Annotated in this window: 19 protein-coding genes; 6 read left to right on the top strand and 13 right to left on the bottom strand. The window is 59.4% G+C overall.

The window, feature by feature from the left end; genetic code table 11:
• Positions 1-25: 25 nt before the first annotated feature.
• From L901_RS13995 to L901_RS13980, 4 genes are all read right to left on the bottom strand, one after another.
• Positions 26-1,381: a HAMP domain-containing sensor histidine kinase gene (locus L901_RS13995; protein ID WP_059757729.1), complete on the bottom strand. Its 1,356-nt coding sequence runs from the start codon at positions 1,379-1,381 to the stop codon at positions 26-28.
• Entirely contained in the window at positions 1,378-2,052 is a 675-nt protein-coding gene (locus tag L901_RS13990; RefSeq protein ID WP_059757726.1) for a response regulator transcription factor, read from the bottom strand. Before L901_RS13990 ends, L901_RS13995 begins: the two co-directional genes overlap by 4 nt.
• Before the next feature lie 248 nt (positions 2,053-2,300).
• Positions 2,301-3,536, bottom strand: coding sequence for an SGNH family hydrolase (locus tag L901_RS13985; protein ID WP_059758122.1), 1,236 nt, complete (start codon positions 3,534-3,536; stop codon positions 2,301-2,303).
• A 63-nt stretch (positions 3,537-3,599) separates the two neighbouring features.
• A complete protein-coding gene (locus L901_RS13980; RefSeq protein WP_003519550.1) occupies positions 3,600-4,823 on the bottom strand; it encodes a lytic murein transglycosylase in 1,224 nt (407 codons plus the stop codon).
• 195 nt (positions 4,824-5,018) lie between these two features.
• On the opposite strand from L901_RS13980, the gene galU reads away from it, so the two are divergent.
• Complete coding sequence (gene galU / locus L901_RS13975) at positions 5,019-5,906, top strand: UTP--glucose-1-phosphate uridylyltransferase GalU (RefSeq protein ID WP_003519549.1); 888 nt, start codon at positions 5,019-5,021, stop codon at positions 5,904-5,906.
• 59 nt (positions 5,907-5,965) lie between these two features.
• Here galU and uppP read toward each other — a convergent pair whose 3' ends face one another.
• Entirely contained in the window at positions 5,966-7,465 is a 1,500-nt protein-coding gene (gene uppP / locus L901_RS13970; RefSeq protein WP_059757723.1) for a polysaccharide biosynthesis protein UppP, read from the bottom strand.
• Positions 7,466-7,884: 419 nt separating this feature from the next.
• Between uppP and L901_RS13965 the strand changes: the two genes are divergently transcribed.
• Both L901_RS13965 and L901_RS13960 read left to right on the top strand, forming a co-directional pair.
• The gene (locus tag L901_RS13965; RefSeq protein ID WP_020809352.1) at positions 7,885-8,250 is read left to right on the top strand and encodes a PAS domain-containing protein; all 366 of its coding nucleotides are present in this window, start codon (positions 7,885-7,887) and stop codon (positions 8,248-8,250) included.
• A gap of 112 nt (positions 8,251-8,362) precedes the next feature.
• Positions 8,363-9,358 carry an SIS domain-containing protein gene (locus L901_RS13960; protein ID WP_059757721.1) on the top strand — a complete coding sequence of 332 codons (996 nt, stop codon included), beginning with the start codon at positions 8,363-8,365 and terminating at the stop codon, positions 9,356-9,358.
• A gap of 38 nt (positions 9,359-9,396) precedes the next feature.
• Here L901_RS13960 and L901_RS13955 read toward each other — a convergent pair whose 3' ends face one another.
• The 6 genes from L901_RS13955 to L901_RS13930 all read right to left on the bottom strand — a co-directional run bounded on the left by L901_RS13955 (position 9,397) and on the right by L901_RS13930 (position 16,486).
• Positions 9,397-9,861, bottom strand: coding sequence for an NfeD family protein (locus L901_RS13955; RefSeq protein ID WP_059758119.1), 465 nt, complete (start codon positions 9,859-9,861; stop codon positions 9,397-9,399).
• Between the two features lie 2 nt (positions 9,862-9,863).
• Positions 9,864-10,913 (bottom strand): SPFH domain-containing protein, encoded by a 1,050-nt coding sequence (locus L901_RS13950; RefSeq protein ID WP_059757718.1) that lies wholly within the window; start codon positions 10,911-10,913, stop codon positions 9,864-9,866.
• A gap of 57 nt (positions 10,914-10,970) precedes the next feature.
• Positions 10,971-12,005 carry a ferrochelatase gene (gene hemH / locus L901_RS13945; RefSeq protein WP_059757715.1) on the bottom strand — a complete coding sequence of 345 codons (1,035 nt, stop codon included), beginning with the start codon at positions 12,003-12,005 and terminating at the stop codon, positions 10,971-10,973.
• A 354-nt stretch (positions 12,006-12,359) separates the two neighbouring features.
• On the bottom strand, positions 12,360-14,300 hold the full coding sequence (locus tag L901_RS13940; RefSeq protein WP_059757712.1) for a 5'-nucleotidase C-terminal domain-containing protein: 1,941 nt from the start codon (positions 14,298-14,300) through the stop codon (positions 12,360-12,362).
• Positions 14,301-14,516: 216 nt separating this feature from the next.
• Positions 14,517-14,891: an outer membrane lipoprotein Omp10 gene (gene omp10, locus L901_RS13935; RefSeq protein ID WP_003497694.1), complete on the bottom strand. Its 375-nt coding sequence runs from the start codon at positions 14,889-14,891 to the stop codon at positions 14,517-14,519.
• Between the two features lie 149 nt (positions 14,892-15,040).
• Entirely contained in the window at positions 15,041-16,486 is a 1,446-nt protein-coding gene (locus L901_RS13930) for a homospermidine synthase (RefSeq protein WP_059757709.1), read from the bottom strand.
• 258 nt (positions 16,487-16,744) lie between these two features.
• Here L901_RS13930 and L901_RS13925 point away from each other — a divergent pair, with 258 nt between their 5' ends.
• On the top strand, positions 16,745-17,653 hold the full coding sequence (locus tag L901_RS13925; RefSeq protein WP_059757706.1) for a GGDEF domain-containing protein: 909 nt from the start codon (positions 16,745-16,747) through the stop codon (positions 17,651-17,653).
• Here L901_RS13925 and L901_RS13920 read toward each other — a convergent pair.
• Both L901_RS13920 and L901_RS13915 read right to left on the bottom strand, forming a co-directional pair.
• Positions 17,650-18,285, bottom strand: coding sequence for an aminotransferase class IV family protein (locus L901_RS13920; protein WP_059757703.1), 636 nt, complete (start codon positions 18,283-18,285; stop codon positions 17,650-17,652). The two genes, L901_RS13925 and L901_RS13920, sit on opposite strands and share 4 nt — an antisense overlap.
• Before the next feature lie 99 nt (positions 18,286-18,384).
• Complete coding sequence (locus L901_RS13915; protein WP_059757700.1) at positions 18,385-20,235, bottom strand: M3 family oligoendopeptidase; 1,851 nt, start codon at positions 20,233-20,235, stop codon at positions 18,385-18,387.
• Between the two features lie 169 nt (positions 20,236-20,404).
• Here L901_RS13915 and L901_RS13910 point away from each other — a divergent pair, with 169 nt between their 5' ends.
• Both L901_RS13910 and L901_RS13905 read left to right on the top strand, forming a co-directional pair.
• The gene (locus tag L901_RS13910) at positions 20,405-21,952 is read left to right on the top strand and encodes a sigma-54 dependent transcriptional regulator (protein WP_003520377.1); all 1,548 of its coding nucleotides are present in this window, start codon (positions 20,405-20,407) and stop codon (positions 21,950-21,952) included.
• A gap of 175 nt (positions 21,953-22,127) precedes the next feature.
• Entirely contained in the window at positions 22,128-24,035 is a 1,908-nt protein-coding gene (locus tag L901_RS13905) for a DUF882 domain-containing protein (RefSeq protein WP_059757697.1), read from the top strand.
• Positions 24,036-24,063: the final 28 nt, after the last annotated feature.

Raw genomic sequence — 24,063 nt, 5'->3', positions numbered from 1 at the left:
GGTCGCGAAAATGACGGCTTCTTCTTCAACAATAGGGAAGGGCGATACGAAAGCAGGCGCCACCGGTGGAAGCATCGCTGATGGTAATCTCCCCGCCGTGATAACGGACGATTTCCTGCACGAGGTTGAGCCCGAGCCCGGTGCCGCGATCTTTCGGTCGCAGGCGGTGGAAGGCATCGAAAACCAGTTCCCGGTCCTCCTCGGGAATACCATTGCCTTCGTCGGCTATCTCGATCACCCGGTTTGCTGCGACCCTTATCGTGATCGTGCCGCGATTGCCGCCATGTTCTATGGCGTTTTGCACGATGTTCATCAGGGCGCGCTGCAACGAAGCGTCGTCGGCAAGGGCGAGGATAGGCTCTTCCTCCGGTTCGAAGGACAACGCATATCCCTGTGATATGGCGAGCGGGGCCATATCGGCGACGACCGATCTGCACAGGGTGACAAGATCAAGGGGGACCAGAGGGGCCTTCTGCCCGCCAAGGCGCTGCAAATCGAGCAATTGTTCGGCCAGCACCGCGATACGGCTGGCATCCGCCAATATTCTGCTGCGAGCCGGGCCGTCCAGCAGCGTTTCCACCCGGGTCTGGAGAATGGCGACGGGGGTTCGCAATTCATGGGCGGCATCGAGAATGAAGCGCTTGTGCCGTTCGTAGCCATCGTCCAGCCGCTTCAATGCGCCGTTGACGGCATGCACGAGCGGCTGCACCTCCCGTGGAATATCGCCATCCGGCAATCGGTATCCGCGTCTGTCGATATCGATGGTTTCCGCCGTTCGGGCAATGGTGGAAAGGGCGCGAAATTCCCTGCGGATGATCCAGGGGATGGTCACGACCGTCACGATGGACATGAGAATGAGGACAGGCATGATCAATATGTTCGAGAACAACAAAACAGGGAAGGTCATGCTGAACGGCCCGCCTTTGCCGATCATGACGAATTCTCCCGCCGGTCCCGAAGCACGGCGAACGACGGCGATGCGCACCACGGCGAGGTAGGAATAGGACAGCGCCGCGTCGCGCACGTCGGAGACCCTGATGTCGCTCAGCTGCTGATCCATGTTGCTGAATGCCTCGGGCACCTGCCCGCCCTGCACGATCTCACCTTTTTCGCTGACCGCGACGAACCAGAAATCGGAGGTATTGCTGCGCAGATTGATGAATTCGGGCGTTTCTTTGAGAACCAGCCGATTGTCCTCATTCCGTATGATCGCATTGGCGGTTATCTGGGCCGCCTCCGGGCTGAGCAGCGCGCTGCCTGCGCCGCCGCTCGACATATAGGTGACAATGGCGGCGGTGACGAAGAACAGGCTGCCGATCTGGAAAAGCAGCAGTTGAATGGTGAGCCGGCGCTTGAGCGATTTTCTTCTGGCCAGCTTCACGAGATTGCCCTCAGCAGGTAACCGACGCCGCGAATGCCGTGGACCTCAAGGCCCGCATCCGCGGCCGCCAATTTGCGGCGCAAGCGGGAAATATGGGAATCGAGTGCATTGGACTGGATCTCATCGTCGAAATTATAAACGGCTTCCTCCAGCAATGAGCGCAGCACCGTTCTGCCCTGTCGCCGCAACAGGGCCTCGAGGATCAGCAGTTCGCGTCTGGTCAGCGGAAGGAATTCACCCTTGATACGCACTTCGCGGGTTTCGAAGCAGAATTCCAGCCTGCCCAGTTTTGCCGTCATCGTCACGGCGCCGGCCGGCCGGCGCATCAGGGCGCGAATGCGTGCAAGCAGTTCCTCGACCGCGAATGGCTTGGCCAGATAATCGTCCGCACCGAGGTTCAGACCATTCACCCGATCCACAAGCGCGCCCTGCGCGGTGAGCACGATGACGGGCGGGGTGACGGGCAGGAGCCGCAAATCTTCGATAAGCTGGATGCCGTCACCATCGGGCAATTGCCGGTCGAGCACAACAAGGTCGTGGACGCCGTCCATGATGGCGTGACGGGCAAGATCGAGCGTGCCGACCGTATCCACGATAATATCGAACCGGTGGAGCGCGGCGGACAGGGCTGCTGCCATTTCGCGTTCGTCTTCAACAAGCAGCAGGCGCATGAATTCATCTCGGTATTGTCAGGCGTACCTTCTGGAAAGGGGCGCGGCGAAAGGCAAAAAAACCACGGCGCCGCTGACGCTACGAACAAGCGAGGCGTCGCCGTCAAATAGATGTCGCCATGCAAAAAGGGGATCGGGGATGGTGGATGGCCAACCCCGCATTCCTGCAAAGCTGTACCTATCCTGTCATGTGCGGATTGCCTAAACATTACGCCCGCTGCGGGGCGGTCAGGCCGCTGCGAAAGCGCTTATTGTTTTGCCTGTGTGGTATCGGGCGCCACACGATAGTCATCGATGCGGCCTGCCGGTGCATCGGCCATCTCGCCCCGCTTGGTCAGCCTTTCGCGCGGCGATTCCACCACGGATACGCGTGTCGGTCCGGCGGCCAAAGGGGCATCGCCCAGCAGCTTGTCGCCGCCGTCGAGATTGGGGTCGGTGAGGCTGATAGGCTGGGTGCGCACCTGCCCGGCATCAATGCCGAGTGCAGGCAGGGAGGTAAGCGCCGGCAGATTGCTGCCGTCCAGTTTCACGAGGTCCGGCCCCGCGCTATCGAGGTGCCTGCGCACGAATTTTTCGACGTAAAATGCAAGCTTGCGTTTGCCGGCCTGGGTCATGCCGATGCCATCAGCCTCGCGCAGGCGCGCCTGCTGGCCGTTCATGTCGTAGCCGGTAATGACGAATTTTCCCGCCTCATCGACGAAACCGTCCCAGACGTCGACGAATTCGCCGCCATATTTTTCGACATGGCTGCGATAAAGCCGGTTGAAACCGACAAGATCGGCCGAAAGCGACGGCGATTGGAAGGCGGGCAGGCCAACCCACAAGAGCGGCACCTTCTGACGTCCGGCAAGGGCCAGAAGCTCGTCGATCCGCCGCTCATATTCCTTGAACCAGACCTCCGTACCGAATTTTTCCCTGATATCGCCGATCTGCATCTGCTGGCGATCGTTCGATCCCATCATGATGACGATGGTGGCCGGTTTGGTCTCGCTGATGAATTGCGGCAGGTTGGTAAACCAGTCGTAATAATCGGTACGGACGAGGCCGGAAGAACCATTGGCACGCACATCGACGGCGATTGCAGGCGAACTGGCGAAGGCATTGACCAGTTCCTCACCCATGCCGCCGGCGAGAAAATCGCCGATGACCAGAACGCGTCGCGCATTTTCAAGCTTGGCGGCCGGCTCCGGCTTTGCGGTCCGCATCTGCACCACCGAGGGTGCTTTTCTGGCGGGTTGCGGGCGGGTGACCGATCTTTCGCGCGGAGCAGACGGAAAGTCGCGGCGGTTGCGGGGCTGGTATTCGCGCCCGGATCCGCCATCGCGGCCCACCGGTCTGCCGAAGAGCATTTCAAACAGGGTGCGCCGTTGCTCCTGGGCGAAGCTTTCGGAAGGAACGAGCGGCACGGCAAGGACAGCGGAAAGAAGGACGGCGCAGAAACGCCAACCGGTTCTTCCGTTCTTCACCGCAGGTTTCCTACTCATGACATCAACCTTTCCGGATGCATCGGCGGCGTTCACGCCGCCGCCGAATTCACCGGCACATTATCAATTGCGCAGGGCTCTCAGCAACCGCTGCGACGGCTGGCCGTCGGTTTCCATACCCATGCGCGACTGGATGGCGCTGATGGCGGCTTTCGACCCGGAGCCGAAGTTTCCATCCACCTCGCCGTCATAATAGCCGAGTTCCTTCATACGGGTCTGCAGCTCGAATTTTTCGCGAATGTCCAGCGTCCCATCGGGGCGCGGCCATTTCTGCTGCATGCCGCCATAACCGGCGATCTCATCCGCAAGCAGGCCGACGGCGAGCGCATAGCTGTCGGATGCGTTGTATTTCTTGATGGTGAAGAAGTTCTTCATCATCAGGAAGCCGGGCCCGTTTGCTCCGCCCTGCAATTTCAGCATGGCGCGATCGGAGCCGCGCGTGAAGTTCTTGCCGTTCGGGCGGGCAAAGCCGAGCTTCGTCCATTCCGCAATGGTCTTCGTCTGCCCTTCATAACGGGCGCCGCCACGCGGAACGGCGGTTTCATAACCCCAGGTCCGGCCGGGCTCCCAGCCGTTCTTGGAAAGAAGATTGGCCGCGGTTGCCAGCGCGTCCGGAACGGAGTGCCAGATGTCGCGCTTGCCGTTGCCATCCGCATCCACCGCATAAAGCAGGTAGCTGGTGGGAATGAACTGGGTGTGACCCATCGCGCCTGCCCAGGAGCCTGTCAGCTGTTTCGGCGTGACATCGCCCGCCTGGAGAATCTTCAGAGCGGCGATCAATTGCGTGCGCGCGAATTTGGCGCGTTTGGGATCGGAATAGGCGAGCGTTGCCAGCGCCTGCGGGATGTTGTGCAGACGTTCGGGTTTTTCGAGAACCGCGCCGTAATTCGATTCCATCGACCAGATGGCGAGAATGATGTGCTTGTCGACGTTGAAGTTACGCTCGATCCAGTTGAGGGTCGTCGCGTGCTTCATCTTCATCTCGCGGCCGATCCGCACCGTGTACGGATTGACGCGGGAATCGAGATAATCCCAGATCTGCGTGGTGAATTCCGGCTGGAAGGTGGCCTTGCGCAGCGCGTCGGGATCCGGCTCGCTGACACCGGCGAAGGCCTTCTGATAGGTCGCCTTGCTAATGCCTTCTTTCGCGGCTGTTGCATAGAACTGGTTGATCCACTGACGGAATCCCTGATCGGCGCGGGCCGAAACGGGCGCCAGCGAGATTGCCAGGCCTGCAACCACCATGCAGCCGAATTTGCGGACATCTGAAAGGATCATCTTTGTCATCGTCTGTCTTTCGTTCTCTCGAATGTCATTTCGATTGCGAAAACGCATCGGGCGTCATCATGGATAACAAAAGAACGTCAACAAATTCTTTACCATTAATAGATGGTAGCGTCACCCTTTACAAAACGTTGTTATTTTTGAAATAACAACAGCGTGCGGGGATTGTGATCAAGTTTTATCTCTCAGGAGGGATATGTGGTAGAACAGAAGAAAATTCGGAAGGCCGTATTTCCGGTCGCAGGTCTCGGCACGCGTTTCCTGCCCGCAACCAAGGCGGTTCCGAAAGAAATGCTCACTGTCGTCGACAAGCCGGTCATTCAATACGTCGTCGATGAGGCGGCGGAAGCGGGCATTGAGCATTTTGTATTTGTCACCGGCCGCGGCAAGGCGGTGATCGAAGATTATTTTGATATTCAATTTGAACTTGAACAGATGCTGCGCGAGCGCAACAAGAATGCCGAGCTGACATTGCTGGCCGGCCTTCTGCCCAAGGCGGGCACCGCGAGCTTCACGCGCCAGCAGGTGCCGCTCGGTCTTGGCCATGCGGTCTGGTGCGCCCGTGATATCGTTGGTGACGAGCCTTTCGCCGTGCTCTTGCCCGATATGATCATGCATTCGCAGAAAAGCTGCCTCAAGGGCATGGTCGAACTTTACGACCAGACCCAGGGCAACGTCATCGCGGTGCAGGAATGCGCTCCCGACCAGACGCATAAATACGGTATCGTCGGCGTGGGCGATGCCGTGGGCGAAGGTTTCAAGATCACTGAAATGGTCGAAAAGCCTGCCAAGGGTACGGCGCCGTCGAATTTCTACATCAACGGCCGTTATATTCTTCAGCCCGAGATTTTCGACATTCTCGAAAATCAGGAGCGTGGCGCCGGCAACGAAATCCAGCTGACGGACGGCATGCTGACGCTTGCCAAGTCGCAGGAATTCTCCGGCTATCATTTCCGTGGCCAGACCTTCGATTGCGGCGCCAAGGATGGTTTCATTCTTGCCAACGTCGCCTTCGCGCTGGAGCGTGGCGATATTCGCCCTGCGATCGAAGAGCCGATCAAGGCTCTGATCGACGGGTTGAAATAATCCACCAGAACAGAAACGGGATCCCGGCCATAGCGCCGGGATTTCTTTTTGGCCGAAGCCTATCGCTTGAGGACAAGTCCTGCGCCGACGCGCAGCTCACTGCTGTCGTAAACCGGCGTCCACTGGTAACTGACATCCGCCGTCAGGTCGAGATAGCGGTTGAGCCCCCAGGTCAGGCCGGCGTCTGCGGTATATTCCACGGCATTTTCCGTGTCGGAAGAGGGGAATGTGCGATGTACGATCTGCCCCGTCAGGCGGGCAACGAGGTTGCTGCGCAATTCGTGGGTCAGGCCGGCATCCAGCCGATAGGAAATCCAGCCACCCTGCGGTCCGCCGGCAAAGTCCTCTATCGTCGTACGCAGCCCGAGATTGACATTCGTGCCCCGCTGGGGTGACCAGTTGAGTTCGCCATCCAGCGTCAATGCGCCGATCGAGGCGAGGCGATCGTCGTCATATTGCTTGCGCAGATAGCCGATGGCGGCCTCGCCACGGGTCTTCTCGCCAAGATCGACTTCCGCGCCGACCTTCGCCCCATAGGCATTGGAGGAGCGGGCATAGCCCGAATTGTCGAGACGCCTGTCATATTTGGTTGTCCCGGCATTCAGTTCTAGGAAGGGGATGAGCGCCGGCGACAATTCATAGCCGATACGTCCGCGCAGGTTCGCGCCGTTCTGGTCGCGGTCACTGAGGCTGATCGGCCGGCCGTCGACGCCTTTCGCATCCGTATAGACCGTGCGTGAGAGATCGAGCGCCGCCAGGCCGCGAAGCTTGCCGAAATCCCGCTCTATCGATGCGCTGGTGGTGAAGCGGTGTTCGCCGCCCTGCACGGCAGCGCCGGTGAGAGCATTGGGGTCCGTCGTGTCTTCGCGGCTGAATTCATAACCGGCCTTGAGATTGGCCGTCGTTTCTTCGCCGAGATCAAGGCGCAGATCGGCCTCTATCCTTGCCCGGGGCTCTTCGCCGTCCTTGTCGCTGCCGAAATTTCTCTCCCAGGCGCCGTCGCCGGTCACCGTCAAGGCGTGACGGGACCAGTCGCTGGTGAGCGTACCGCGTATGCCTGTCGTCAGATAATTGCGTCTGGAAGGACCGCCGGTATTCGTCTGCTTTTCCGTATTGATCGTCTGGCTGATCGAAGGTCGCAGCAGGAATGTGCCGAGCCGGATGCCGGGCGTCTGCCCGGGTTCGGTCGCTATCCGTGGATTTTCGCCACCGTCCACCGTCGGCTCATAGGGGTTTTCGGCCTCGGCATAGGGTTGGCCCGCTTCGTCCTGCTGTTCGTAAATCGGATCGCCGGGATTGTTGGACGGACGCCAGAGTTGCGGTGCGGGCGTGGGTGTAGCTGTGGCAGGGACAGTGCCAGTGCTCACGCCATTGTCCGTCGCCGGTGTGGGTGAAGCTGCTCCGTCGACGGCAGAAGCGCTGCCCGGCAAGACTGGTATGGCTGTTGTTGCAGTCTGCGCGAAGGTGTTTCCCTGCGGGTAAAAAATCGTGCAGGCGAGCAGCAGGGTTGCTGCTTTCCGCGACGTCGGCAGACGTGTGGCGGTGCCCTTCACGTTCATTCCTTTTCACCCGGCGAGTTTGGCCGATGCCGGATCGAAGGGCCACCAAGACATCCCCTCAGGCCCTATGAGTGACAGGCCGATGAAATGACGTGAAGAAACCAGGGACCAGACAGGCGACGCAAGTTTTAACATCGCTTTAACAATAGGTTTTTTATGGTTAACAGTTGATAAAGATCGCCGGGATTTCAGTGTTATGGCAGGGGCGCAAAGCCAACGGCGCCGATCATCGGACCCGGTGGGCCGATTTCACTCGTCACCATGACTGGAGGGAAATGGTCAAGAATGCAAAATATTCCTAATATGAGAAGATTAAAACGTTTCAATTCGGCACGGAATCGCCCTATAGTTTATAGGGGCTGATCTTCTATTGCTCAGCAAGTGGTATTGAATTTTATTTTGTGTGACAGCGTCGTTTCATGAATCCCGTTTTGAACACCAAGCAGGTCGGTTTTTATTGTTGGGATATTACCAATGACCGTTTCTATCTAGACGAAGTATGTGCTGAACTCTTCGGGATTCCACTGCGGCAGGCGATGCAGGGCATCAGCATTTTTCAGATGCTTGAAAAAGTGGACCTGGATCATCGAAACCGTGTGATCGAAACGGCATTGATCACCCTGAAGGCCGCGAGTTTTTATAATCAGGAATATGCCGTGCGCCGCAGCGACGGCTCGGTCTCATGGGTAAGGACGCTCGGGCGATATCTGGTCGACGAGGAAAACATCCCTTTCAAGCGGCTTGGAACGATGGAGGAGATTTCTCCGCCGGATCGACGTCATTGATGACATGTCGTTGTACCAACACCGTTGAACATTTTCGGACGACATCTACTAAAACCCGGCGCTGGCCGGCTGGAGAGTGGACTTATTCCGGCTGAAAGAGTAACAGTCGGCCATGATTACGCGCGCCGTCAAACTGGTCGAAGACAATGCCATCGAATCCGCCGTGCGGACGATTTCGGTGGAGCGGGCTGGCCTTGCCGCCCTTGAGGATGCTCTGAGGAACGGTCTTTCCGACCCCTTCTGCAAGGCGATCGAGACCATCGGCCAGTCGAATGGCCGTCTCATCATTACCGGGGTTGGGAAAAGCGGCCACATAGGCGCGAAGCTTGCCGCCACCTTCGCCTCCACTGGAACGCCTGCCTTTTTTGTGCATGCGGCGGAGGCCAATCACGGCGATCTGGGCATGATCGGCGGCGATGATGTGGTGCTGGCCATTTCCAAGGGCGGCGAAAGCGCGGAACTGCGCAGCATCATCAATTATTCTCGCCGGTTCTCCATTCCGCTGATCGCGCTCACCTGTTCGGAAAATTCATCGCTGGCGCAGGCTTCCGATATCGTGCTGCTGGTTCCCAATGAGCAGGAAGCCTGCCCGCTCGGCCTTGCGCCTACGACCTCTACGTTGATGCAGCTTGCGCTGGGCGATGCCCTTGCCGTTGCACTGCTGGAGGCGCGCAATTTCACCGCGGGCGATTTCAAGGTGTTTCATCCCGGCGGCAAGCTGGGGGCGAGCCTGACGCTGGTTAGCGATATCATGCATACCGGCGATCGTGTGCCGCTGGTCAACAAGGGAACGGCCATGCCGGAAGCGGTCGGGGTTCTCTCCCGCAAGCATTTCGGCTGCGTCGGCATTCTGGACGAGGATGGCCGCCTGTGCGGCATCGTCACCGAGGGCGATATGGCGCGCAACCTGTCGCGCAACCTCGCCGAAATGACGGTCGATGATATCATGACCCGCACGCCGAAGACCGTCAAAAAATCGGTGCTGGCGACCAGCGCGCTGGCGACGCTGGAAAAATTCCACATTGGCGCGCTGATTGTCATCGATGACGACAACCGGCCCATCGGGCTGGTGCATTTCCACGATCTCTTGAGAATTGGCGTGGCTTGAAGCCACCGCCGATCCTGAAAAAAACTGATCCTGAAAACCTATCGGTCCAACGGCTCGATTGTCAGCGTGCGTCCGCGTGCGGAAGCGATCCTCACCCGGGTGCCGGCCGGCAGGTCCTCGCCGTTGACCGGCCACCAGGTATCGTCCAGCCTGATGCGGCCACGCCCTTCGACAATCGGTTCCTGAAGGGTCGCGGTGCGGCCGACCAGGCTTGCCTCACGCTGGTTGAGGAAGGGTTCGTCGCTTGCCGCCCGGTTCCTGCCGAAATATTTCCGGCCGAGCAGGGCGAAGACGACGGAGAGCACGGCAAACAGCACCAGCTGCAATTGCCAGGCCCAGAATGCCGCATCCCACAAAAGCAGCGAGACCGCGCCGATAACCAACGCGGCGAGGCCGATCCAGATCAGGAACACGCCGGGAGCGATGAGTTCGGCGGCCAGAAGCACGAAGGCGACGATCCACCAGCTCCATGGTCCCAGCTCAGTGGCAAGCCGTTGCAGCATCATCACTTCTCCGATGAAGAGCCGAAGGGATTACCGGGGATCGTGACGTTGATGCTCTGGCCGGAAGGCCGCGTCGGCGGCACGGAGCGGGACGATGTGGAGGGGGCAGGCGCAGTCGGCGCATCGCCCCTGTCGCCGAAGACTTCTTTCGCAATCGTGCCGATACCGCCGAGTGAGCCGATCAGCGCCGAAGCCTCCATCGGCATCAGCACGATCTTGGAATTCTTCGCCGTGCCGATCTCTGCCAGAGCCTCGGTATATTTCTGGGCGACGAAATAGTTGATGGCGTGGACATTGCCGGCGGCGATGGCTTCCGAGACCATGCGGGTGGCGTTGGCTTCAGCCTCGGCCAGACGCTCGCGCGCCTCGGCATCGCGGAACGCCGCTTCGCGCTGGCCTTCCGCCTCCAGAATGGCGGATTGCTTCGCGCCTTCCGCGCGCAGAATCTGGGCATTACGGGCGCCTTCGGCTTCCAGCACCTGCGCGCGTTTTTCGCGCTCGGCCTTCATCTGCCGCGCCATGGAATCGACGAGATCCTTCGGCGGCGCAATGTCCTTGATCTCGATACGGGTGACCTTGATGCCCCATGGTCCCACCGCCTCGTCCACCACGCGCAGCAGGCGATCGTTGATGGCGTCGCGGTTCGACAGCAATTCGTCGAGGTCCATCGAGCCCATCACCGAACGGATATTGGTCATGGTAAGGTTTTCGATGGCCATTTCCAGATTGGCGATCTGGTAAGCGGCCTGCGCGGCATTGAGGACCTGATAGAAGGTGACGGCGTCGGCGGAGACGCTGGCATTGTCGCGGGTAATGACTTCCTGTGTCGGTATATGCAGGACCTGCTCCATCACGTTCATTTTCGAACCGATGGTTTCGAAGAACGGCACAATGAGGTTCAGGCCCGGCTCGAGCGTGCGGGTGTAGCGCCCGAACCGTTCAACCGTATAGCGATGCCCCTGGGGCACGGTCTTGATGCCGGCAAACAGCACCAGAATAACGAGAACCACCGCTGCCATGACGACGATGTCGAAGCCGCCCAATGCAATCATCACTTTTCCTCCTGATCAGAACCGTCCGGGTTTTACCCCGGCATCGTTATGGCAAGATTACACCCATCCTTGCAACTCCCGCCGCACAACCTTTTCGAGAACATTCATGCCCTCGGCGCTGTCGTTCAGGCAGGGAATATGGGTAAATTTCTCTCCGCCATTATGCAGGAAAATCTCGCCCGCTTCACCGGCGATTTCTTCCAGTGTCTCAAGACAATCCGAAACGAAGCCGGGATTCATCACGGCGATGCGCTTGATGCCTTCCGAGGCCAGCTTTTCCACGGTCTTGTCGGTATAGGGCTGCAACCATTCTTCCGGTCCGAAACGCGACTGGAAGGTGATCATGAAATTTTTCTCTGTCCGCCCCAGCGCCTCGCGCAGCAGCCGGGCGGTTTTCTGGCAGTGACAATAATAGGGATCGCCCTTTTTGAAATAGGATTGCGGAATGCCGTGGAAAGAGGTGATCAGCATTTCCGGCTCCCAGTCCAGCGTCGCTAGATGGTTTTTGACGGAGGTGGCGAGCGCTTCGATATAGGCCGGATCGTCGTGATAGGGCGGTACGGTGCGGATGGCGGGCTGCCAGCGCAGCTTCATCAGATGCTCGAAAGCCTTGTCGTTCACGGTTGCCGTGGTCGATGCGGCATATTGCGGGTAAAGCGGGAAAAGCAGGATTTTTTCGCAACCCTGTTCCTTCAGCGCATCGATCTTCGAGGCGATGGAGGGTTGGCCGTAACGCATGCCCCAGTCGACCGCGACATTGGGCAGGTCCTTCAGCGCTTCCGCCAGCAGCTCGCCCTGGCTGCGAGTATAGGTGCGCAGATAGCTTTCATTGCGCTCGTGGTTCCAGATTTCCTCATAGGCCTTGCCGACTTTCTGCGGGCGCTTGTTGAGGACAATGCCGTAAAGGATCGGATACCAGTAGAGACGCGACCATTCGATTACCCGCTTGTCGCTCAGGAATTCCGCCAGATAACGGCGCATCGGCCAATAGTCCGTACCGTCAGGCGTGCCGAGGTTGACGAGCAGGACGCCGACCTTGCCAAATGCCGTGCGGGGATGGTTTGCGGGGAGTGCGGATAGTTCTGTCGCCATGAATGACACCCTGAAACTCGGACTGGTTGCGTGAGGAGCGGTTCCGTTTCGGACAAGGGCGGAAACGCTCCATCTTCTGTTTATGCGTGCCGAACGCAAACCGCGACGGGGTTGGACCGGCAATGCCCGAGCTATACGCTCGTGCCGTCAATTTGTTCACGTGTTCTAGACGAAATTTTTCAGGATTGAACCACCGGCGGAGGCTATTTCCGCGGCGGGGGGCGCTTCAGGATGTCCTTTGCCAAAATTTGATCTGTAAAGATTTGTTTTTAAAAGAAAAATAAGAAGCCGGCCCCGATCTCCGAGGGCCGGCTTCCTGTCTGCGGCAAATTGCCCTGTCTGTTCCCGTCCGGCTTATTGAGCCGGCAGTTCCAGCTCCTCGCCGATCTCGATGTGGTTCGGATGCTTCAGCGTGTTTGCCTTGGCAATCCTGCTCCAGAGAGCGCCGTCGCCATATTTCTCCGCTGCGATCTTCCAGAGCGAGTCGCCCTTTTCAACGACATATTTGCTGGCGGCAGCAGCGGCTGCGGCGGGCGTCGTCGTGGCCGGAGCCGTGGCGGCCGGTGCTGTGGCAGCAGGTGCAGTAGCGGCAGGTGCTGCGGGAGCGGGTGTAGCGGCCGGAGCAGGTGCGGTCGCGGCCGGCGCAGGTGCCGCGGGCTTTGCCGGAGCGACATACCCGGCAGGCGTCACTTCGCTGATGCGGCCATCCGTGTAGGGCTTATAGGGGCTGTTGGCGGTGATATAGGCCGCAACGGCTTCCTCGAGGTTGGGGCCGAAGTCATAGGCGTTGATGGCCTTGGTCGCAAAGACCTTGAAGCCGTCGCCGCCGGTACGCACGTAATTATTGGCCGCGACAATATAGGTCTTGGCGGGATCGAGAGGCACGAAGGCGTCGCCTTCCTTGACCTCGACCGAAACGACACGGCCGCCGGCCGGCTTCGAGCGGTCGAAGGAATATTTCAGGCCGGAGACCTGCATGAAACGACCCGCGCCGTCGTCGATCTGGCTGACGCCGTTTTCGAGAGCGGCGCGAATATCCTCGCCCTTCAGCTGGAAGGTCGCGACGGTGTTCTGGAACGGCAGAACCGTCAGCACTTCGCCCATGGAGACATCGCCGGCATCGATGGAGGAGCGCAGGCCGCCGCTATTGGCGAAAGCGATGGTCACGCCCTGATCCTTGACGCGCGCAAGCGTCGCATCGGCCACCAGATTGCCCATGGAGCATTCCTTCACGCGGCAAACCTTGCGGTCTCCCTCGATCGGGCCTTCCGAAGAGCCGACGACCTTCGATTTCAGAGCCTCGATCGGCGCCTTCAGCTCATCGATGCGCTTCAGCGTGGCTTCATCGGGCTTGAAGGAGGAGTCGATCAGGATTGGATCGCCCTTGCTTTCCTTGACCACGCCACTGTCGTCGAAGACCACTTTGAGGTCGCCCAGATATTTGCTGTACTGCCCGGCCTGAACGACCGGAACCTTGTAGCCGCCAGGATTGTCGACGAGGGTCGGATAGGGGCCTTCGGCCTTCTGGTCGGTGTTGGAAAGCAGCGTATGTGTGTGGCCGCCGACCACGACGTCGACGTCAGGGATTTTGGCGATGAATTCGAGATCGCGCGGATAGCCGACATGGGTCAGCGCGATGATCTTGTCGACGCCGTCCTGCTTCAGCTTCTGCACCTGCTCGCTGATTTTCGCGACATCTTCGGCGATGGTGATATTGGGACCGGGCGTTGCCAGTTCCGCCGTGTCGTTCGCGACCGCGCCGACGATGCCGATTTTCTGTCCGCCGACTTCGAGCACGATGGACGGCTTGACGCGGTCGCCGATTTTCGAGGCGGCGGTGGCCACCACATTGGCGGTCACGACGGGGAACTGCACCTTGTCGAGGAAGCCGGCAAGTCCGTCCTCGCTGTCGTCGAACTCATGGTTGCCGACGGTCATGGCGTCGAACTTCATGGCGTTCAGCACTTCCGCTTCCACCGTGCCCTTGTAGGTGGTGTAGAACAGCGATCCCTGGAAATTGTCGCCGGCATTGAGCAGGAGGACATTCTTGCCTTGAGCCTTCAGGGCATCACGGGTCTGATTGATTGCGGTCAGAAGACGGGCGGCGCCGCCGAAGCATTCGTTTTTGCCTTCTTCTTCCGCCGAGCAGGTCGAGTCGAACTTGTTGATCGATTCGATACGAGAGTGAAAATCGTTGATGTGAAGAATGTTGAGCTCGTAATCGGCCAGAGCCGCTCCAGCCGAAAGCGTTATCGCTGAAACGCTCAGCATGCCCAGTCCCAAAATTTTCTTCATGGTCCCTCTCTCCTGTTCAAAGCGGAAGCCCGGGCCGGTCGATCATCCTCCGGCCGTGCTCATTTTCTAATCTGAAATCATGTCAGTCTTTCAAAGCGCGATGTTTCCATTTAGCGGCAATCGCCGCAAGCGAAATTATGACAGGCGCACAATAAACAAAAACGCACGCCTGAGGCGTGCGTTCCAGAAGATCATCTCTTTGAAAAGGTGACGTTATCAGCCTTGACGCGTCAGCGAGAACTGGCTGTTCGTGTCCGTCGTGCAGTTCAATTGTGACGGGGAGACGAGGGCGCAGTTGACGCGCGACTGCGTGTTGCGCACCAGTGAGGTCATGTTGATTTCGTAAAGCGTCGGCGAAATCGTCACATAGGTGCCGGAGGCCAGAAGCGTGTTGGTGTCGGTCGAACGGGTGGAGAAGGCGCCGTTCTGGAACGTCGATACGATGCCGTTGCGGTCGATCCAGCGGCCGTCGACGGCCGGGCCGCGGGCAAGCGAAGGCGCCATCGAGGTCTGCTGGGAGGGACCCGGCGCGACGCATGAAGACACCGCGATGGCGGCTGAAAGCAAAGCAGCGCTTGTCTTGAAGTTCATGAGCCTGTTCTCCTGCGATTCGATGAAACCTTCTGTGCTTCGACCATGCCGCGAAGCGTTGCTTATTTCAAGGCAACGTTGTTCGCTCTCCCCGGTTCCTGATGTCGTGCAGGAAAGCCCCGGCGTGACAAATATGAGACTCCGTCCCGTCAGCGCACGAGGATGTTGCGAAACTGCCAGGGATCGGACGTATCGATATTGTCGGGAAACAGGCCGGGGCGGCCATCGGTCGGCTTCCAGTCGGTATAATGTCCCTCGACGGGTCCGAGATAGGGGCGCTGCACCTCAAGGCAACGGCGGTAATCCATTTCATCCGCCTCGACGATGCCGGCCTGCGGATTTTCAATGGCCCAGACCATGCCCGCGAGCACAGCGGAGCTAACCTGCAATCCGGTCGCATTCTGGTTGGGGGCGAGGGAGCGTGCTTCCTGCAGGCTCAACCGCGAGCCATACCAATAGGCATCCCTGTCATGGCCATAAAGAAGAACGCCGAGTTCATCGGCGCCGTCGACAAGCTCGTCTTCGCCGAGCACATGCTGGATCGGCTGAGGGGTGCCGCCATTGCCGAAAAGCTCGTGCAGGGAAAGAATGGCGTCATTGCAGGGATGGTAGGCATAATGGCAGGTCGGCCGATAGGTCACGTCGCCATCTTCGTTGCGGACGGTGAAATAGTCGGAAATCGAAATCGCTTCGTTATGCGTGACGAGAAATCCATATTGCGGTCCCAGGCCCGGACACCATGTCCGCACCCGCGTATTGGCGCCGGGCTGATCGAGATAGATCGCCGCCTTGCTTCCCTTTTTCTGCTTTTTCGCGTTTTTCGGCATCCAGTTTTCATGCGTTCCCCAGCCGAGTTCGGCCGGCTGAAAACCTTCCGCGATAAAACCCTCGACCGACCATGTGTTCCAGAAAGCGCCGAAGGGCTTGGGTTCCTTCGCCCGCTGGGTGTCGCGTTCGGCCACGTGAACGCCCTTCACGCCAAGCCGCTTCATCAGCTTTGCCCAGCCATCGCGGTCATGCGGCTGCGGTTCCTCGATGTCGAGACCGGTATCTTTGGCGAGGTTGACGAGTGCCTGTTTCACGAACCAGGACACCATGCCCGGATTGGCGCCGCAGGTGGAAACCGCCGTCGTGCCGCCCGGCTTGCGCGCCTTTTCCTTCAACATGGTCTCGCGCAGCGAATAGTTGGTTCGGGCCGCATTGTCGGCATCGGCGTCGAAATAAAACCCGGGCCAGGGTTCGACGACCGTGTCAATGTAAAGCATGCCATGCTTGCGACAGATCCGCATCAGATCGACGGAGGCGGCATCGACCGAAAGATTGACGCAGAAGCCCTGGCCCTGAACGCCCTTGAGGAGCGGCTTGAGAATCTCGCGGTAATTTTCCTTGGTCAGATGCGTCTGGATATGGCGGATGTTCCTCTCGGCCAGAAAGGCGGCGATGTCTTCGCGAGGGTCGATGACGACAAGCCGGGCCCTGTCGAAATTGAAATGACGTTCGATCAACGGAAGAGTGCCGCGCCCGATGGAGCCGAAGCCGATCATGATGATGGGGCCGTCAATATCGCCGTAAATCGGGTGGTTTTTATCCGTCATTCGTCAATTTTCCTTTTTCAGCCAATAAGTAAGCTAGATCACAAAAGCGTGCCACAATAAAGGGCAGGTGGATGACGGACATATGACGATGGCGACGGCAAGGCGGGTGCGCGCGCCCTTTCCACCGCATTCTGCCTCTTCGCATTTTAGAGAGTGCGTTTATAATTAAGTTCTTCTTTTCCTCTCTATGTCCAAAGGCTTGGGGGCTTTGGCCGGATGACGACGGGGGAATTTTCGCCATCACGGGGGAGTTGCCTGTTGAATAATCTTATCGAGCGTGTCGCAGCGCTTCAGAGTGCTACCCCCGTTCTTATTGCGCTTTACGATTCCGAGGACCGGTTGCGCCATGCCAATCCGTCGTTTCGGGAAAGCTTTCAGCTCGCCGCCGGCGATTTCCCGACCTGGGCGGATATCATGCGGCTGAACCACCGGCTGCGCACCGGTGTCGTCGTCCGCAACAATGATTTCGAGGGATGGCTGCTGTCAGCGCAGTCCCGGCGCGGCAAACTGCCTTACCGCGCCTTTGAGATGGATATGCATGACGGCCGCTGGTTCTGGATGACGGAAACGGTGCAGCAGGATGGCTGGATGCTGTGCGTTGCAAGCGACGTCACCGAATTGCGCCAGGGTTACAGAACGCTGCGGCAGGATCGGGATCTGGCAGTCCGCGCCTCGCAGACGGATGAATTGACGGGAACGGCAAATCGCCGTTTCGTCTTCGCCAAGCTGGCTTTGCAGGTGGAGCGGGTTGCCGAGGGGCTGGAAACGCCTTTTTGCCTCTGCACGCTCGATATCGATTTCTTCAAGCAGATCAATGATCGTTTCGGTCATAAATGCGGGGATGCGGTGCTTCGCGATTTCGTCGGCATCGCCCATTCCGTCATCCGGCGGGTGGATTGTTTCGGCAGGATCGGCGGCGAGGAATTCATGCTCATCCTGCCACGCAGCACGGTGGCCGAGGGCCGGGAGATCGTCGAACGGCTGCTGCAGAAGGTGCGCCTTTCGAGGCCCCTCTCCGAATTCCCGGATTTTTCCTATAGCTGCTCGGCCGGGTTGACGGTCTATCGCACGCCCGAAAGCACCGACGATGTTTTCATGCGGGCCGATCAGGCTCTTTATGCGGCCAAGGAAAAAGGCCGAGACCGGCTTCTGGCGGTGACTGTTTAGACGAGTTCCGCCGCAACCAACCCATGCAACGAATTGCCGACGAAGAGCTTCCGGCCGGCAATGTCTTCCGGTTTCAGCGCCTGCCCGCGCGCCCTGCGTTCGCGGATCAGATCGGCGCGCAGCACACCCGGCAGAATGCCGCTGTCGAGCGGCGGCGTCAGCAATTGCCCATCCGGCATTTCGACGAAAATGCTGGTCGACGATCCCTCGCACAACTCGCCGCGCTCGTTGAGCAGCAGCACCTCATCGGCCTCCCCGGCTGAAAATTCGGCCCGGGCGGCATCATAGGGCTCGCGGCGTGAGGACTTGTGGCGATAGAAGGTATCGGAGGAATCGAGCCTGGTCTGCCGGGCGATGCGAACCCGCCAGACGGCATCCTGTCGCAAGGGCTGGAAGTCAGCGGTTTCGATGTCGAGTTCGCCCTTGTAGTTCATGACCAGCCTGACGCAGAGCGGCTTTTCGCCGCCCACCTTCTTTTCCAGAACCTGAACCGCATTGACCGGCGCGCGAAAACCGAGCGCGTCGGCGGAGCGCAGCAATCGGCGCATATGCTGGTCGATGCGCTGAAAGCCGGTCTGCGGCTCCCAGCGCAGGGTTTCCCTCAAGGTCAGATCGGCGGGTTTGCGTTTCATTGCCTGTGCTCGTCGCCTGAATTGTTGCCGGTGTCTTCCGCCGGCAATATCAACCGGCAAAGCTTGTCCGAAATAGGATAGCCCTGCCGGAGGAAGAGATTAAGCCTGTTTATTATCCAGCGCTTCTAGCTCGTCGATCAGCCCCTCGATCATCGAAAGCCCCTTGTCCCAGAAGGAGGGATCGGTCGCATCAAGGCCGAAGGGTTTCAGAAGCTCCGAATGATGCTTGGTGCCGCCCGCCTTCAGGAGCTCGAAATATTTCTCCTGAAAGCCCGTTTCGGCCTTCTGGTAAACCGCATAGAGCGAGTTCACCAGGCAGTCGCCGAAGGCATAGGCATAAACATAAAAGGGCGAGTGAATGAAATGGGGGATGTAGGTCCACCATGTCTCGTAGCCTTCGGAAATCCGGATTGCCGGGCCCAGGCTCTCGGCCTGAACGGACAGCCACAATTCGCCGATCTGCTCGGAGGTCAGTTCGCCCTGTTTGCGGGCGGTGTGCAGTTTGCGCTCGAATTCATAAAAAGCGATCTGGCGTACGACCGTGTTGATCATGTCCTCGACCTTGCGGGCGAGCATGGCCTTGCGCTCCCTGACATCCCTGGTGTCGTCGAGCAGCTTGCGGAAGGTCAGCATTTCCCCGAAGACGGAGGCGGTCTCGGCAAGCGTCAGCGGCGTCGCGCACATCAAGGCGCCCTGTTCGCCGGCCAGAACCTGATGAACGCCATGGCCGAGTTCGTGGGCGAGCGTCATCACGTCACGCGGTTTGCCGAGATAGTTGACCAGCACATAGGGATGGGCCGAGGGCACGGTCGGATGCGCGAAGGCGCCCGGCGCCTTGCCGGGGCGGGCCGGAGCGTCGATCCATTCTTCATCGAAGAAACGGCGGGCAATATCGGCCATCTCGGGGGCGAAGTTGCCATAGGCGGAAAGCACGGTGTCCTTTGCCTCATCCCAGGGAATGATCGTGTTCGACGTATCGGGAAGCGGCGCGTTGCGGTCCCAATAATTCATCTGCTCCATGCCGAGCCATTTCGCCTTCATGGCGTAATAACGATGCGAGAGGCGCGGATAGGCCTTCTTGACCGCCGCCGCCAAGGCATCGACCACCTCGCGCTCGACGCGATTGGCGAGATGACGGCTATCGGCAATATCCTCGAATTTGCGCCAGCGGTCGGAAATATCCTTGTCTTTGGCAAGCGTGTTGGTGATGAGCGTGAAGACGCGCAGATTGTCCTTGAAGGTGGCGCTCAGCGCCTGAGCCGCTTTCTTTCGGGTTTCCGGCTCCGGCTCCTGCAGCATGTTGAGCGTCACTTCCAGCGGCAGGCTCGCGCCGTCAATGTCGAAACGCAGATCGGCCATCGTCTCGTCGAACAGGCGGTTGAAGGCCGCCGCGCTGGTCATCGATTTTTCGAGGAAAAGCTGTTCCAGCTGGTCGTCGAGCTGGTGCGGCTTGTCCTTGCGCAAATCCACCAGCCATGGGCGGTAGTGACCTGCTACGGCGTCATTCGCCATGCAGGCGTCCATCGTGGCGTCGTCGATACGGTTGAGCTCAAGGGTGAAGAACAGGAGATGGGAGGAAATATCCGTCAGCTTCGCCTGGGCATCGCCGTAAAGCTTGCCGTTTGCCGGGTTCGAGGTATCGGAAAAATAGGTGAGCCCGGCAAAGGAGCCGATGCGGCCGATGAGATCGTCCAGCGCTTCATATTCCTTGAGCGCAGCGCCGATGCCCTTTTCGCCGGTGGCCTTCGCGGCAGCCTCAAGCTTGCCCTTCCATTTCTTCTCGAAAGCCGCCGCCATCGACGCCGCCTTCTCGAGATCGCCCTTGTATTCCGGCGAATCGCCCGACGGATAGAGGTCCGAGAGCTTCCAGCCGGGCAGGTCGCCAAGCGCCGGACCGGCGGTTTCGGCAAGGGAGAAGACGGGTTGCGGGGTAGGGCGGTTGAGGGTCATCGAACGTGTCCTTCTGATTATGCGTGCGAAGCATATGGGGACCTTGTTTCCCGCGGCAATGGATAAAATGCAAGCAATTCTCAAAACTGGATGTTCAAGTCTCCCATGCCAGAGTGCGGAATAAGGGACCGCATGAAGCAGGTCCATAAACCGGAAACCGGAGCTAAAAATGACCGCGCATGTTCTCGTGATAGACGATGATCCCGTCCAGCGCCGCCTGCTCAAAAATGCGGTGGAACGTTATGGGCATCTCGCCTTGCTCGCCGAAAACGGCAAGGCGGGGCTGGAACTGCTCAAGCAATATAGCGGCGAGATCAATGTCATTGTCCTCGACCTCATGATGCCTGAAATGGACGGGCTTACCTTTCTCAAAGCTATCGGCGAACTCGGCACCGATGTTCCCGTCATTGTCCAGACGGGGCAGGGCGGCATCGATACCGTTGTGCAGGCCATGCGCGCCGGCGCTTTCGATTTTGTCGTCAAGCCGGTTTCGCCGGAAAGGATCGGCGCTGCCATCTCCAATGCGCTCAAGCTCGACAGGAGAGAGGCAAAGGCCCGCACGGGCCGGCGCGGACGGAGCAATGCAGTGAATTTTACCGATATCGTTTCCGCAAGCCCCGCAATGCTGAGGGTCATTGAACTCGCGCAGCGCGCCGCCCAGTCCAGCATTCCCGTGGTGCTGGAAGGCGAATCCGGTGTGGGCAAGGAAATGGTCGCCCGCGCCATCCAGTCGGCCGGAGACAGGGCGAGCAAGCCGTTCATCACCGTCAATTGCGGCGCCATTCCCCATAATCTCGTGGAAAGCATCCTCTTCGGCCACGAAAAGGGAGCCTTCACAGGCGCGACGGAAAAACATGTCGGCAAATTCATGGAGGCGGATGGCGGCACGCTGTTCCTCGATGAAATCGGCGATCTGCCGCTGGACGTGCAGGTGAAGCTGCTCCGCGCGGTCCAGCAGGGCGAAATCGAAACCGTCGGCTCCGCACGGGTACAGAAGGTGAATGTGCGGCTGATCTCCGCCACCAACAAGAACCTCATCGAAGAGGTGAAGGAAGGCCGCTTCCGCGAAGACCTTTATTATCGCCTCAATGTCTTCCCGATCACCATTCCGGCGCTGCGCCGCCGCAAGGAAGATATTCCCCATCTGGCGCGGGTTTTCGCCGAGCGCTTTTCGGCGGAACAGAAATTGCCCAATCCCGTCGGCCTCAACGCCAGCGCGCTGGCGCTGCTGACGGCCTATGACTGGCCGGGCAATATCCGCCAGCTCGAAAACGCCGTCTTCCGCGCCGTGGTACTCTCACAGGGCGAGGAACTGTCGGATTCCGATTTTCCGCAGATCGCGCTTCAGCTGCCGGAATTTTCGACCGGCGACGATGCGGACGATGTCATCCGCACACCATCGGGAGCGTCGCTGAAGCTTGCGGCCTATTCACCGGCCCCGCCACCGGCCGCTGAAAACCACGCTGTGATTGAGGAGCCGTCGGATATTTCCACCACCATCTACCGGGGCGGAAACCTGATCTCCAGCATGGATGAATCGGGCAATATCCGCAAACTGGCCGAGATCGAGGAGGAGCTCATCCGTTTCGCCCTGCGCTTCTATCGCGGGCAGATGAGCCAGGTCGCCAGAAAGCTCGGCATCGGCCGTTCGACTCTTTACCGAAAGCTGAAGGATTATGGCATCGATCCCGACGATCCCCTTCGAGATGCAGCCTGAGCGCACAAACCCCGCATTCGAAGGCAGATCGTAAATTCGTTAACTTCTGAGCAAGGATATCCGCTTACCGTCTATAAACCTCTTGTTAGTGGCTGATTCACTATGTAGAGGAAGGTTGTATGTGTGTGGCAATTTTGCCATCGTGTCACCGTATTTGACGTTCATTTGAGGCAATGTGACAGAAATTGTCTTCCAGGCGGGGATCGAATTGCCATATCTGCATCGGAATAACGCGCTTTCGACAAAGATTGCGCGCGGCTTGATCAAGGATATATGCACGAAGCTGTCGGCGCGCGCTGTCACCTTTGCCTGCCTGATGCTCGCCGCAATGCCTTTCGTAGGTGTTTCGGCGACGGAAGCCGCCGCCGAGACGCGCAGCCTCAAACTGTATTATATCCATACACGCGAGAAGGCGGTCATCACCTTCAAGCGCAATGGAAAATATGACCAGAAAGGTCTGCAGGAACTGAACCGGTTCCTGCGCGACTGGCGGCGCAACCAGCCGACACGCATGGACCCGCGCCTTTTCGATCTCGTCTGGGAAGTTTATCGCCGCAGCGGCGCGACCGACTATATCAACGTCGTTTCGGCCTTCCGCTCGCCAGAGACCAACGGTCTGCTGCGGACACGCACCAAGGGTGTCGCGGAAAAAAGCCAGCACATGCTCGGCAAGGCCATGGATTTTTATATCCCCGGTGTGAAGCTCGCCCGCCTTCGTGAAATCGGTATGCAGATGCAGATCGGTGGCGTCGGTTTTTATCCGACGTCGGGCTCTCCCTTCGTGCACATGGATGTCGGCGGCGTTCGCGCCTGGCCGCGCATGAGTCGCCAGGAACTCGTCCGCATCTTCCCGAACGGCAATACGCTGCATCTTCCTTCCGACGGCAAGCCGCTTCCCGGTTATGAGCAGGCGCTCGCCGATTACAAGAAGCGCGTCAGCTCCTCCTCCATTCAGGTTGCTTCCAGTGCCGGTGCCGGCCCTGCCTCATCTGGCGGCGGCAAGCGCAAGACGTTGCTGCAGGCCCTCTTTGGCGGTGGCGGCGACGAGGATGAAGATCCCGATAGCATCGCAGCGCCGGAGCCCGCAGAACGCCCGGCCGTCGCCCGTCCGGCGGCGCCGCAGCAGGCGGCTCCCGAGCCTGAACCCACCATTGCAGTTGCTTCGGCACAGGCGCTTCCTGGCGTGAACGATGCGCCGCTGCCGACGGCCCGACCTGCCTTCGGTAACCAGCCGCCGGCCAATACAGGCCTTGCGACCGCGCTTTATTCGCCGGCCCGCAATGCCGCACAGGATGCGCTGCAGGCAGCGACCACGCCGACTCCGGCTTCTGCGCCGGCCGAGCGCCAGCAATTTGCCGATCTGGCTGAGGTATCCGTGCCGGTGCCCACACTTCTTGGGCCGCGTAGCATGAGAGGTGATGCGGAAGGATCGATCCTGACGGCGTCCGCAGATGGTGCGACACCGGCTGCGACCGGCGAACTCGCTTCTGTTCCGGTTCCCGCAAATCGTCCGGCCGTGGCGGAAGCCCTGCTGGCGGCGGCCAATGCCGATCCCGAAGGTGAGGACGATCTCGCCGAGGCGCAGGAAGATACGCTTTCGCCGACGGTGGTTGCGGCTCTTGAACAGAGCGGTCAGGCCGCCCGGTCGCAGGTCCAGTCGGCTGCCATGCCGACAGCCGCGCCATTCCCGGCCGCCGTCAACCACAAGGTTACCGTCGCACCCGCCGAAACGGCCAAGACGGAACCGCAGGCTGGCTTCGGTGATGCTTTCGACCTGAAGCCTGCCATCAATGGCGGTCTCAGCGCCGGCATGCCGACCAAGGGTTCGCGCCCGAGCAGGCAGGATGCCGCCGTTTCCCAGCAGGCCATGGTGGGCGGTGGACGCCTGACGCAGGATCTTATTTCGGATTGGGCGCTCAACCAGAACAAGGGTACGACCGGGCGCTCGGTGAAGGCGCCGCGTGTTGTCGCCAACCGCATGCTCAGCAACGACATGTCGGCTTCCGCCACCTCGGCGAGCTTCAAGCCCGGTGCAGTGGCCATCGAATCCAGCCGCTTCAGCACGCCGGTGAAGATGCACTGAGCCTGTTTTCATAAGACGGCCGAGAGGC

Source organism: Agrobacterium sp. D14 (assembly GCF_001526505.1).
In the GTDB taxonomy this organism is placed as follows: domain Bacteria; phylum Pseudomonadota; class Alphaproteobacteria; order Rhizobiales; family Rhizobiaceae; genus Agrobacterium; species Agrobacterium leguminum.
Note: the sequence above shows the minus strand (reverse complement) of the source record. Positions and strands in the feature narration are given on the sequence as shown.